The organism is Bradyrhizobium sp. SK17 (assembly GCF_002831585.1).
GTDB lineage: Bacteria > Pseudomonadota > Alphaproteobacteria > Rhizobiales > Xanthobacteraceae > Bradyrhizobium.
On the sequence record NZ_CP025113.1, the window covers coordinates 3,309,758 to 3,322,098 of the forward strand.

The window sequence follows — 12,341 nt, forward strand, 5'->3', positions numbered from 1 at the left end:
CTGGAAGCATTACACCAAAGCCGTAGCCAAAGCCAACCCGCTAGGGGCGCTGGGTTCCTATGCTTTGTATTAAAAAAGCTAGTCTTTTCAATGCTTGGGGCTGATGATGGGTTCCATGTCGCCCAATTTAACGGCAGCCGGCTGGTCTGGATCGGCCTGATCCGGGACTGCGGCCGGCCGCCACGGTCGGCCCGTAGTCCCACGGATTGCTGGAAATGCGCAGCAATAATCGACCGCCGTTGCGGACATTCTGTCGCATGATCGTGCCGGTTGTCGCCGCGCGGCGCTACTGCACGTCGAGCGGCTCGGTGCCGGTCGCCTGACCCGAGGCGTCGGTGGTGATCTTGTCGACGCGGGCCTCGGCCTGGCGCAGCAATTCCTCGCAGCGCCGCTTCAGCGCTTCGCCGCGCTCATAGATCGTGACCGATTCCTCAAGCGGGACCTTGCCGTCCTCGAGCCGCTTGACGATGGATTCGAGTTCCTCGATCGCGCGCTCGAACGACAGCTTCTTGACGTCGGCTTGGGTATTTTCGGCCATCTCATGTTCCCGACTGCGCACGTATCTGTGCGCAGAATCAATCGAATTTTTGCGAGCTTATTGTGGCGGGGTTTTACGCGCCCATCAATGCGGTGACGTGAGATGCCACCGACTCTTTCAGGCCCTCGAGATCGTAGCCGCCCTCCAGGACGGAGACAACGCGGCCGCCGGCGCTCTTGTCGGCGAGATCCATCAGCTTGCGCGTGACCCAGCCGAAATCCTCGCCCGTCAGGTTGATCGAGGCCAGGGGATCGCGGTGATGCGCGTCGAAGCCTGCCGAGATGACGACGAGCTCTGGGGAAAACTTCTCGAGCTGCGGCAGGATCAGGTTCTCGAACGCGGCGCGGAATTTGGCACCGCCGTCGCCGGGCGCTAGCGGCGCGTTGACGACAGTATCGTGCTCGCCGCGCTCGCCGGCGGCTCCGGTGCCGGGAAACAGCGGCATCTGATGTGTCGAGCAGTACATCACGGTCGGATCGGCCCAGAAGATGTCCTGCGTGCCGTTGCCGTGATGGACATCGAAATCGATCACCGCGGCGCGCTTGATGCCATATTTGCGCTGCGCGTGGCGCGCCGCGATCGCGGCATTGTCGAAGAAGCAGAAGCCCATCGGCGTCGACTTCTCGGCGTGATGGCCCGGTGGCCGAACCGCGACGAAGGCGTTCTGGTGCTTGCCTTCCATCACCGCATCGGTGGCGGCCACAGCGCCGCCGACGCCGCGCATCACGGCTTCCCAGGTTCCGGGCGACATCGAGGTGTCGCCGTCGATGTAGATCATCCCGGAGGTCGGCGCGATGTGCCGCAACTCGCCGACATAGTGTTCGCCATGGCAGAGCAGCACGGTGTCGAGGTCGCCTTCCGGCGCGAGGTCGCGCACCAGTGCCTTGAAGCGATCCTCTCCCAACACCTCGGCGACCGCGCGCAGCCGATCGGGACGTTCGGGATGTCCGGGAGGGGTCAAATGGTTGAGGCAGGCGGCGTGCGTCAGAAGCAGTGTCATACAAATTCCCGGCGCAAAGGAAGCGCGTGCGAGGACGACTCTAATCTAGGCCCTTAGCGGCCGTCCGGAAAGGCCCGACTTTATCTCCCGATCCTGCCCTTCCAATGCCGGGCTCCGTCCGCGTCGTTGCGAGGAGCGAAGCGACGAGGCAATCCATGCTTCCGCTCGCTTGGTCGAATGGATTGCTTCGCGGAGCCGGTTATCGGGCGGCGTTTTGCGCCGACCCGTTGGCTCGCAATGACGGGGAAGGGATACGTACCGCGGCGTCGTCTTGCTCAATTGATCCGCTCGACCCGCTTTCCTGCGGCCGGGCCGACCGGACTGTTGGCCTTGAAGTAGGCATACAGCGCATCGACATCGTAGATGCCGAACTGCTGCGCCGTTCCCGCCTTGAACACCGTGAAGCCGTCGCCGCCCTCGGCGAGATAATTGTTCACGGTGACGCGATAGCTGGCGGCGGGGTCGATCGGCTTGCCGTCGAGCGACATCCGTTCGGCGACGATGCGCGCGCCGTCGGGCTTGTTCGCATCCCACGCGTAGGCGAACCCCCTGGAGACCTGGAGCGCGCGCGGGCGCTTCGGGTCGGCCCATTGCTGTTCCAGCGCGTCCTTGAGCTGCTTGCCGGTCAGCGTCATCGTCACGAGCTGGTTGCGGAACGGCTGGCTTGCGAAGATGTCGGCGTAGGTCACCGCGCCGTCCTCGCGCCTGGTGATGTCGGTGCGCACGCCGCCGGGATTGGTGAAGGCGATCACCGCGCCGCCGTTCGGCTCGGCGCTCGTCGCGAGCAACTGCGCATCGGCGACGATGTCGCCGAGCACGCTCTCGCCGGTCTCGGCGGGCGTACGCGACAGGGTTTCCGTGACCGAGCCTGCCGGACGGTTGGCGATCGGCGCGGCGAGCCGGTCATAGGACTCCAGCAGCGCGCTTTGCTCGTGGTCCTTGGCCGTGCCAGCGATCCGCACGATGGTGTTGTCGGCCTTGGCACTGATCACGTCGTGGGTCTTCGGATCGAGCTGAAGATCGATCGCGGTGACCAGCGTGCCGTATTTGTCGCCTGACGTGACCAGCCGTCCGTCGATCTCGCAAATATAGGCCTGATGGGTGTGGCCGGAGATCACGACGTCGACCGCCTTGTCGAACTTCTTGACGATGTCGACAATCGGTCCCGAGATGCCGGGACATTCATTGTAATTGCCGATGGGAAAGCCGCCTTCGTGGATCAAGACGACGATCGCCTCGACGCCTTTCGCCTTCAATTCGGGGACCAGCGCATTGACGGTCTCGGCCTCGTCGCGGAAGTCGAGGCTGGCGACGCCGGCCGGCGAGACCAGGTTCGGGGTGTTCTTCAGCGCGAGCCCGATGAAGGCCACCGGAATGCCGTCGAATTCCCTGATCTCGTAGGGTGGAAACACCGTCTTGCCGGTGCCCTTGTCGAAGGTGCTCGCCGCCAGATAGTGGAATTTGGCGCCCGTGAACGGGTGCGGTCCCTGGCATTTGTCGACCGGGTGGCAGCCGCCGTTCTGCATCCGCAGCAGCTCGTCCTTGCCCTCGTCGAATTCGTGATTGCCGACCGAGGAGATCGCAAGGCCCATCATCGAGAGCGATTCGATGGTCGGCTCGTCATGGAACATGGCCGACAGAAACGGGCTCGCGCCGATCAGGTCGCCGGCCGCGACGAAGATGTTGTTCTTGTGTCTTTCGCGCAGCTGCTTGACGACGGTGGCCATCCGCTCCGAGCCGCCGGCGGGCACCATGATCTTCTTGGTCGCATCAGCGGGGTTGGTGATGTGGATGCCGCCCGGCGGCGGCCGCAGATAGCCGTGGAAGTCGTTGATCGCGAGGATGCGCAGGTCGACCGGCGCGGCGCCCTGCGCCAGGCTGGGGCTTGCTGCGGCCAGTTCGAGCGCGCACAGCGCGGCGAGAAATGTCAGGCGGGGCTGTCTCATGACCTGTCCATGGAACACACGATCATGGCGCGACGCCACTACAATTTTGCGACGCTTCGTTTCAATCCCGACGCTTCGTTCAATCCTTCGTGCGCGCCATGAACGCCTTGAAGGCGCCGATCGCTTCCTTGGAGCGCATCCGTTCGCTGAACAGATGGTTCTCCTGCTCGATGCGGCGGGTGACGTCCTCCGGCGGCAGCCGGATCAGGCGTCGCGAAATCGCCACCGCCTCGGCCGGCAGCGCGCAGATCTCGCGCGCCACCTTGTGCGCCTCGACCTCGGCATGGCCCGGCGCCACCACGGTGTTGACGAAGCCGGCGACACGGGCGTCATCGGCCGACATGGTGCGGCCCATCACCAGCATCGCGAAGGCACGTTGGTGGCCCATCGTCCGCGGCATCAGCAGGCTGGAGGCACCTTCCGGCACCAGGCCGAAATTGGAGAATGGCGTCGAGAACAGCGCGGTCTTGCTGGCCAGCACATAGTCGCAGTGGAACAGCATGGTGGTGCCGATGCCCATCGCGACGCCGTCGACCGCGGCGATGACCGGTTTCACATTATGGGCCAATGAATACAGGAACCGGACCAGGTCGGAGGCGGGCGGCGTCTCGCCGGTCGAGGTGCCTTGCGCGAGCATGTCCTCGATGTCGTTGCCGGCGGTGAATACGCCGGAGCCGCCGGTGATGATTAGGCAGCGGATCTTCGGATTGTTCTGTGCCTTGTCGATCGCGTCGCTGATCGCGCGAAACATCTCTTGGGTAATCGCGTTCTTTTTCTCGGGCCGGCGCAGCCGGATCACGCGGGTGGCGGCTTCGTCGGTCACTATGACATGCGCAGTCATCAGCCAGTTCCATGGGGTCGGCGGGCGGTGGGGTTCGTGACGGCATCCTACATGATCCTGCGCAAGCCCAAAGCGATCCGTACAGCCGGCAATTGGACCGGATTGCGCAATTATGTCGCGCATGGGCGGTCCCCAAGCCCCATGCATTCATGAGCCCCATCGATAGGTGCATGCAGGTTTCGGGACCTAACGCGTTCATCACCGCACGCCTAGCTGTCGCCGAGTGTGCCGGCCCCGGGTGATGACGCGAATTGAAACACCCGGCCGGTCTGCAAGTTGGAATGCATCACGACGATGGAGAACGGTATGCCAAGGCGCAGTCCAGGACCTGGTGGTCCCATTGGTCTGGAACTTTCCCGGCGCGAACTCTTGATCGCCGGCGCAGGCACGTTGGCGACGCCAGCCTTTGCGACCGAGATTCCGCGTCCGGTGCGCGCGCAAGGTCCGTCAGCCCCGAGCGGAGCCCCCGCGATGATGAAAGTATCCGTCAACGTCAACGGCAATGCGCATGCCCTCGAGATCGACACCCGGACCACGCTGCTCGACGCGCTGCGCGAGCATCTGAAGCTGACCGGCAGCAAGAAGGGCTGCGATCACGGCCAGTGCGGCGCCTGCACGGTGATGGTGAATGGCCGCCGCATCAATTCCTGCCTGTCGCTCGCGGTGATGCATGAAGGCGACAGTGTCACCACCGTCGAAGGGCTCGGTACGCCGGACCGGATGCACCCGATGCAGGCGGCCTTCGTCAAGCATGACGGCTATCAATGCGGCTATTGCACGCCGGGCCAGATCTGCTCGGCTGTCGCTGTCCTCGCCGAGGTCAGGGCCGGCATTCCAAGCCATGTCAGCGCCGATCTCACGACGCAGCCGCAACTCACCAACGCCGAGCTGCGCGAGCGCATGAGCGGCAACATCTGCCGCTGCGGCGCCTATTCCAACATCGCCGAGGCGATCACCGAGGTTGCCGGGAGGGATGCATGAGAGCCTTTACCTACGAGCGCGCGCGCACCGCGCGCGAGGCGGCGGCTGCGGCCGCGCGCACCAGCGGCGCCAGGTTCATCGCCGGCGGCACCAATCTGCTCGACCTGATGAAGCTCGAGATCGAGACGCCTGCGCACCTGATCGACGTCAACGGGCTTGCGCTGGACAAGGTCGAGCCGACGCCGGACGGCGGCCTGCGGATCGGCGCGCTGGTGCGTAACACCGATCTCGCCGCCGATGCGCGGGTGCGGCGCGACTACGGCTTGCTGTCGCGGGCGCTGCTGGCCGGTGCATCCGGCCAGTTGCGCAACAAGGCGACCACCGCCGGCAATCTGCTCCAGCGCACGCGCTGTCCTTATTTCTACGACACCAATCTGCCCTGCAACAAGCGCAGGCCCGGCAGCGGCTGTGCCGCACTCGGCGGCCTCAGCCGGTCGCACGCGGTAGTCGGAACCAGCGATGCGTGCATCGCCACCCATCCAAGCGACATGGCGATCGCGATGCGCGCGCTCGATGCCAAGGTCGAGACGATGCGGCCGGACGGCACGACGCGCAGCATTCCGATCGGCAAATTCCACCGGTTGCCGGGCGACACACCCGAGATCGAGACCAATCTGGTGCCGGGCGAATTGATCACGGCGGTGGTGCTGCCGCAGCCGGTCGGCGGCGCGCACATCTATCGCAAGGTGCGTGACCGCGCCTCCTACGCCTTTGCACTGGTGTCGGTCGGCGCCATCGTGCAGCGCGACGGCAGCGGGCGCGTCGCGCTCGGCGGCGTCGCGCCGAAACCCTGGCGCGTCGAGGCGGCTGAGGCGGAGATGCCGCGCGGCGCCAGGGCCGTCACCGCAAGGCTGCTCGCCGGCGCCAGGCCGACGCAGCAGAATGCATTCAAGCTCGCGCTGGTCGAGCGCACGCTCGATGCGGTGCTGGCGGAAGCGAAAGGCTGATCATGAGATTCGACACACCCGCCACCGAGAATCCGATCGACCAGCTCAGGATCATCGGCAAGCCCATCAGCCGCATCGATGGTCCGCTCAAGACCACCGGCACGGCGCCCTATGCCTATGAGCGCCACGACGTCGCGCCGAACGCAGCCTATGGCTATGTCGTCGGCGCCGCGATCGCCAAGGGAGGGATCACCGCGATGGACGTTGCGGCGGCAAGGTCCGCGTCCGGCGTGCTTGCGATCGTCACCGCCGAGAACGCCGGCAAGCTGACCAAGGGCGATCTCAACGTCGCTCTTCTGCTCGGCGGCCCGGAGATTCAGCATTACCATCAGGCCATCGCGGTGGTGATCGCCGAGACCTTCGAACAGGCGCGTGCCGCGGCGCAACTGGTGCGCGTCGACTATGCGCGCAGCGACGGCGCCTTCGATCTCGCCGCGGTCGCCGAGACCGGCAAACCGGTCGCCGGCTTCGGCGGGCCGCCCGACACCGCGGTCGGCGATTTCGCCGCGGCCTTCGCCTCGGCCCCGGTCAAGCTCGACGCGACCTACACCACGCCAGACGAAGCCCACGCCATGATGGAGCCGCACGCCTCGATCGCCGCGTGGAATGGCGACAGGCTCACGCTCTGGACGTCCAACCAGATGATCGCATGGAACGCGGCCGACCTGGCGAAGACCCTCGGTATGCCCAGGGATAAGGTCCGGCTGGATTCGCCCTTTATCGGTGGCGGCTTCGGCGGCAAATTGTTCCTGCGCGCCGATGCGCTGCTCGCGGCGCTCGGCGCCCGCGCTGCCGGCCGACCGGTCAAGGTCGCGCTGCAGCGGCCATTGATTTTCAACAACACCACGCATCGTCCGGCCACGATCCAGCGCATCCGGATCGGCGCGACCAAGGACGGCAAGATCACCGCGATCGGCCATGAGGGTTGGTCCGGCAATTTGCCGGGCGGCAAGCCCGAGACCGCAGTCAACCAGACACGGCTGCTCTATGCCGGTGCCAACCGCATGACCGCGACGCGGATGGCGATGCTCGATCTGCCGGAAGGCAATGCGATGCGCGCGCCCGGCGAAGCGCCCGGCATGATGGCGTTGGAGGTCGCGGTCGACGAACTGGCCGAAAGCCTCGGCATCGACCCGATCGAGCTCCGCATCCTCAACGACACCCAGGTCGATCCGGAAAAACCCGAGCGGCGCTTCTCGCAGCGCGCGCTGACCGAATGCCTGCGCACCGGCGCTGAGCGTTTCGGCTGGGGCGCGCGCAACGCCCAGCCGGGACGCGTGCGCGACGGGCGCTGGCTGGTCGGCATGGGGGTCGCGGCCGCGTTCCGCAACAATCTGCTGACCAAGTCGGCCGCTCGCGTCCGTCTCGACAAGAGCGGCGTCATCACCGTCGAGACCGATATGACCGACATCGGCACCGGTTCCTACACCATCATCGCGCAGACCGCTGCCGAGATGATGGGAGTTTCGATCGAGCAGGTCAGGGTCCGCCTTGGCGATTCCGAGTTTCCGGTCTCTGCCGGATCGGGCGGCCAATGGGGTGCCAACAATGCGACCTCGGGCGTCTATGCTGCCTGCGTCAAGCTGCGCGATGCGGTGACGCAGAAGCTTGGCTTCAACTCGGCCGAGGCCAGTTTCTCCGACGGCAAGGTCACGGCAGGCAATCGCAGCGTGCCGCTGGCGGAGGCCGCGGGCGAGGACGGACTGTCGGCCGAGGACGGCATCGAATATGGCGATCTCGACAAGACCTACCAGCAGTCGACGTTCGGCGCACATTTCGTCGAGGTCGGCGTCGATGCCGCAACCGCTGAGATCCGCGTGCGGCGGATGCTTGCTGTCTGCGCGGCGGGCCGCATCCTCAATCCGAAGACCGCGCGCAGCCAGGTGATCGGCGCGATGACGATGGGCGTCGGTGCTGCCCTGATGGAAGAGCTCGTGGTCGACAAGCGCCACGGCCTGTTCGTCAACCACGACCTCGCCGGCTACGAAATGCCGGTTCATGCCGACATTCCGCATCAGGAATTGATCTTCCTCGACGAGACTGATCCGATGTCGTCGCCGATGAAGGCCAAGGGTGTCGGTGAGCTCGGCATCTGCGGCGTTGCGGCCGCCGTCGCCAACGCGGTCTACAATGCGACCGGCATTCGGGTGCGCGACTATCCCATCACGCTCGACAAGCTGCTTGCGCAGATGCCGGAGCCGGTCTGAAGCGTGGCGTTAGCGGGAGTCCGCGTTCTCAGCCTCCCCACACGGTGGCTCCGCGCCAGCCAAGTTCGTTGAATTCCGCCGCCCGCAACGGGGCTTCGCCGGCGGCGAAGAATTCGTCGAGCTGCGGCGGCTTGACGGTGGTTTCCGATAGCATCGCATGGGCCTGCCCACGATGATGGATCTGATGCTGGAACAGATGCATCAGCAGGCGGTCGCGCCGCTCGGTCTGCACTGACGTGTCGCGATTGACCTTGACGTCCTCATCGAGCCGCTCCGCCGTCAGCGCGTCGCAGTGAATGATCAGCCGCTGGTCGATCGCGCGTTGCGCGACTTTCAGCTCGGCGACCGACGGGCAGGGCACTTCGTTCGCCCAGGCCCTCGGCCCGAGCCAGCCGCCTTCGAGCGCGTCGACGTAGAACAGATCGACGACATGGATGTGATTGAGCGTCGCTTGCAGGCTCGGAAAGAACCCGGTGCGCGCGGCGGCGAATTCGGCCTGGCTGAGCTCGCCGCATGCGGCAAGCAGGCGATGATTGGCCCAGGCGTTGTTGTAGGCAAAGGCACGAAAGGTCTGAACGAGGCTCGCCGGCATATCGGTCCTCACTGGATTGATGGAGTCAGGCAGGCACTCCCAGCCGGCCGACCCGCGACAGCAGCAGCTTCAGGATCGGCGACTTGTTGGCCTTGTGGTAGGCGATCACGAGATCGAGCATTGGCGCCTCGCCCCGCACCGGGCGGGTGGTGATGCTGTCGGGCAGATAGCGCGCGGTGTAGGCCGGCAGCAGCATCACCGCATGCGTCGAGGTGATCATCGAGATCGCGTGCACGACATTGTGCACTTCGTGCTCCGGCCGGAGATCGACGCCGGCGCGGTCGAAATACGCCAGCACGGCGCGGCGCACCGCCGGCGCGGATCTGGACGGCAGATAGAAGGTCTCGTTGACGACGTCCTCCGGCGCCACTGTGGCCTGCGCCGCGAGGCGATGGTCGCGCGGCAGCACGAACACCAACGGGTCGGTGCGGACGCGCTTGCAGGCGATGTCCTCCATGGTCTCGTCCATCCGCATGAAGGCGGCATCGAGCTTGCGCCGCATCAGCGCCTTGGCAAGCGAGGGCGAGTAGTCGCTCGACAGGCGGATGTCGATGCCGGGAAATCCGTCGCGCAGAATGCGGTTCACCTCGGGCAGCAGATCGATTTCGGCGCCCGACAGGAAGCCGAGCGAGAACACAGGCTTCGGCGGCTGCGCCGCGCGTAGCGCCGCCTCCTTGGCGGCCTCCGCCTGCAACAGCGCCATGCGGGCATGGTCGAGAAACGCCTTGCCGGCCGCGGTCAGCGCGATGCCTTGCGCGCCGCGGTTCAGCAGTTGAACACCGACTTCCTCCTCGAGATCGCGGATCTGCCGGCTGAGCGACGGCTGCGAGGTGTGGAGCTTCTGCTCGGCAGCAACGGTCAGGCTGCCCGCATCGGCCACGGCAACGAAGTAGCGGAGATGCCGGAGCTCCATCACCGTCTCCCAATCACACTATGCTGACCGCAGCTGTCGATGCGCCTGCCATATCTCGCAGGCATGGGGCCAGCTTACAAAGTCTTTTTCAAGCCGGCCAGTACTGTCTATAGCGAAGCGCAATGCTGGTGTGGGTCTGCCTTGCAGGCAGAGGGCCCGCATCGCCGAGCCGGAGCTGTCGCATGCGGAGCGGTCTTGCCGTGTTGCTGTCGTCGCTGCTGGCGCTGACCGGGGCGGGTGGCGCTGCCGCGCAATCTTCCGGCGATCAACCAGGGATGAGCGCCATGGATACCGACGTCGCCACCATCAAGCAGGCCCTTGCTGGCAACTGGGAGAGCATCGCGCCCGAGATTCGGCCGAGCAAGAACCCGGATGGCTCGATCAAGCCGTTCTATCTCAAGCGCAGCTTTATCTATCAACCCTCCGATCGCTTCGAACTGGTGGTCGTCAACTCGGCTGATCCCTACGGCAAGGTGCCGTTGGCGCGGATCAGGATCGTCGGGCACATGCAGTGGCAAGGCGCGCATCCGATCGCACCTGGCGCGCAGAAGGTCGATTTCGTCGCCGACGAGGCCTATGAGGTCACGCCTCTGGCGCAGGGTTTCGCCGACGTCCTCAACAAGGTCGCCTCCGCAGGTTACGCGCCGTGGACGGTGGACGCGCCGCAGAGCATCTTCGGCAAGTCGTTCGCCCCCTTCGCGCTGAAGGAGGGCGCCAACTTCATGGAATACGACCTGGTCTATCTCAGGGGCGATCTCCTGTTCTGGGGCGCCCGCAATGTCGACGGTCGCGGCTTCGACACCGAGCAGAACCGGCCGACCAATCTGCAGATCCCGCTGCTCAGGAAGTGACCGTGGTGCTTGCGCAATGACGTGATCCCTGCATAGCTGGCTCGGTCCATCGCGGACACTCGGTATTGGGGCGGCAGGCGGATGCAACTGGCAAAGAACGTCATCGACATCGGCCTCTCCACCAACAATCTCGAACCGATGCTGCGGTTCTGGCAGCAGGACGCCGGCATTCGCTTCGATCACGTGCAGCCGATCCGCCGCGGCCAGAAGCAGTACCGGCACGACGCGCATGGTTCGGTGATCAAGCTCAACCATCATGTCGAGCCGCTGCCGGATGCGGCGCCGAGCGGCTACCGCGAGCTTTTGATTGCGCGCGATGGCGTCGGGGCGCCAAGGCGCATGGTCGATCCCGATGGCAACGGCGTTTGCCTGGTGCCGCCGGGACATGACGGCGTCACGGGGATCGCCGTTGCCGTGGCCGTCCGCGACCTCGCCGCGCATTGCAGGTTCTACGGCGATATCCTCGGCTTCGCCGGACAGTCATGGTCGGGCGGACCGGCCTTTCGCCTGGGGGGCAGCCTGCTCCTGCTCACCGAGGATCATGCGGCGACAATCGATCCGGTCCGGCAGGCGCGCGGCTGGCGCTACATCACGTTGCAGGTCGCCGATATCGACGCCGTGCATGATGCGTTGCGCGCCAGAGGCGTGCGCGAGGGTCTCGCGCCGGTTACGCTCGGCGAGGTCGCGCGGATCTCCATGGTCCTCGATCCCGACGGCAACTGGATCGAACTGTCGCGCCGCGCATCGGTCGTCGGCAGCCTGTCCGGTCATCCCGGCGCTTGAGAGGGGGGTGTGCGGCGCGAAGTTTGCGACGCCCCGGGGCCGCTGCACGACCGCTGCTGTCGACGCGCGCTCGTCGCGGATGAGCCGGCTAACAGATCTTCTGTTGCAGATGCTGGATGCAGGTGCAGTTTGTCGAGGTCGTCAGCTTGACGTCGAAATACGGAAAGTTCGCGTTGGCAGGGCTGTTCGTCGAACACCGAGGAAACAGGTAATAACTGTCGCTGAGCGTCAGGGTGCCGCTGATCGTGAAGCCGAGATTGGGCGTATAGCCGTAGGCGACTTCGCCCAGGATGAAGGAGACGTTGTAGTTCTGTGATCCGGAGAGCGAGGTGGGTAGCGTAATCCGTTGACCGACCGGCCGGCCCGTTCCGAAGTTCGCTCCGTTGTACGATTGGCTCCACTGCACGGTGGCATTGCCGTTGCTGTCGGTGGACACTTCGGAAACGGTCACGGTGGTGAGCGAGGTGCCGCCGCTGGTCGTCGGGTAGGGCGCAAGGATCGCGGTCGACGCGCCGAGGATGGTCTGCAACTGGGTCGTGCTCACCTGGGTATTCTGCGAGACCATGTCGGCGACGGAATGCGCGGCCGCGGTGACCTTGACGTTGATGGCCATGCCGTTGGCCAGCTCGATTCCGCCGACATACAGCAGCAACATGAACGGCAGCACCATGGCGAACTCGATCGCGGCCAGGGCTTCGCTGTCCTTCCAGAACGTCCGCACTCGAAATGACAGGCTGGTCAC

The 12,341-nt window shown here is 65.3% G+C and carries 12 protein-coding genes; 5 read left to right on the top strand and 7 right to left on the bottom strand.

Features of this window, described 5'->3' with window-relative positions; translation table 11 throughout:
• Positions 1–286: 286 nt before the first annotated feature.
• The 4 genes from CWS35_RS15460 to CWS35_RS15475 all read right to left on the bottom strand — a co-directional run bounded on the left by CWS35_RS15460 (position 287) and on the right by CWS35_RS15475 (position 4,325).
• Complete coding sequence (locus CWS35_RS15460) at positions 287–538, bottom strand: exodeoxyribonuclease VII small subunit (protein WP_024580660.1); 252 nt, start codon at positions 536–538, stop codon at positions 287–289.
• Positions 539–611: 73 nt separating this feature from the next.
• Complete coding sequence (locus CWS35_RS15465) at positions 612–1,538, bottom strand: histone deacetylase family protein (protein WP_100952394.1); 927 nt, start codon at positions 1,536–1,538, stop codon at positions 612–614.
• A gap of 275 nt (positions 1,539–1,813) precedes the next feature.
• Positions 1,814–3,484: a bifunctional UDP-sugar hydrolase/5'-nucleotidase gene (locus CWS35_RS15470; protein ID WP_100956387.1), complete on the bottom strand. Its 1,671-nt coding sequence runs from the start codon at positions 3,482–3,484 to the stop codon at positions 1,814–1,816.
• 79 nt (positions 3,485–3,563) lie between these two features.
• The gene (locus CWS35_RS15475; RefSeq protein WP_024580663.1) at positions 3,564–4,325 is read right to left on the bottom strand and encodes a crotonase/enoyl-CoA hydratase family protein; all 762 of its coding nucleotides are present in this window, start codon (positions 4,323–4,325) and stop codon (positions 3,564–3,566) included.
• A gap of 306 nt (positions 4,326–4,631) precedes the next feature.
• Between CWS35_RS15475 and paoA the strand changes: the two genes are divergently transcribed.
• From paoA to paoC, 3 genes are read left to right on the top strand one after another with little or no spacing between them, the layout of a single operon-like run.
• Positions 4,632–5,306 carry an aldehyde dehydrogenase iron-sulfur subunit PaoA gene (gene paoA / locus CWS35_RS15480; protein WP_100956389.1) on the top strand — a complete coding sequence of 225 codons (675 nt, stop codon included), beginning with the start codon at positions 4,632–4,634 and terminating at the stop codon, positions 5,304–5,306.
• A complete protein-coding gene (locus CWS35_RS15485; RefSeq protein ID WP_100952395.1) occupies positions 5,303–6,253 on the top strand; it encodes a xanthine dehydrogenase family protein subunit M in 951 nt (316 codons plus the stop codon). Before paoA ends, CWS35_RS15485 begins: the two co-directional genes overlap by 4 nt.
• A 2-nt stretch (positions 6,254–6,255) precedes the next feature.
• Complete coding sequence (paoC, locus tag CWS35_RS15490; protein WP_100952396.1) at positions 6,256–8,460, top strand: aldehyde oxidoreductase molybdenum-binding subunit PaoC; 2,205 nt, start codon at positions 6,256–6,258, stop codon at positions 8,458–8,460.
• A gap of 28 nt (positions 8,461–8,488) precedes the next feature.
• On the opposite strand, the gene CWS35_RS15495 is transcribed toward paoC, so the two are convergent.
• A complete protein-coding gene (locus CWS35_RS15495) occupies positions 8,489–9,052 on the bottom strand; it encodes a DinB family protein (RefSeq protein WP_100952397.1) in 564 nt (187 codons plus the stop codon).
• A 25-nt stretch (positions 9,053–9,077) separates the two neighbouring features.
• On the bottom strand, positions 9,078–9,965 hold the full coding sequence (locus CWS35_RS15500) for a LysR substrate-binding domain-containing protein (RefSeq protein WP_100952398.1): 888 nt from the start codon (positions 9,963–9,965) through the stop codon (positions 9,078–9,080).
• Positions 9,966–10,147: 182 nt separating this feature from the next.
• On the opposite strand from CWS35_RS15500, the gene CWS35_RS15505 reads away from it, so the two are divergent.
• Positions 10,148–10,816, top strand: a complete 669-nt coding sequence (locus tag CWS35_RS15505; RefSeq protein ID WP_024580669.1) for a hypothetical protein — start codon at positions 10,148–10,150, stop codon at positions 10,814–10,816.
• A gap of 81 nt (positions 10,817–10,897) precedes the next feature.
• The gene (locus tag CWS35_RS15510; protein WP_100952399.1) at positions 10,898–11,599 is read left to right on the top strand and encodes a VOC family protein; all 702 of its coding nucleotides are present in this window, start codon (positions 10,898–10,900) and stop codon (positions 11,597–11,599) included.
• An 88-nt stretch (positions 11,600–11,687) separates the two neighbouring features.
• Here CWS35_RS15510 and CWS35_RS15515 read toward each other — a convergent pair whose 3' ends face one another.
• Entirely contained in the window at positions 11,688–12,341 is a 654-nt protein-coding gene (locus tag CWS35_RS15515; RefSeq protein ID WP_024580671.1) for a TadE/TadG family type IV pilus assembly protein, read from the bottom strand.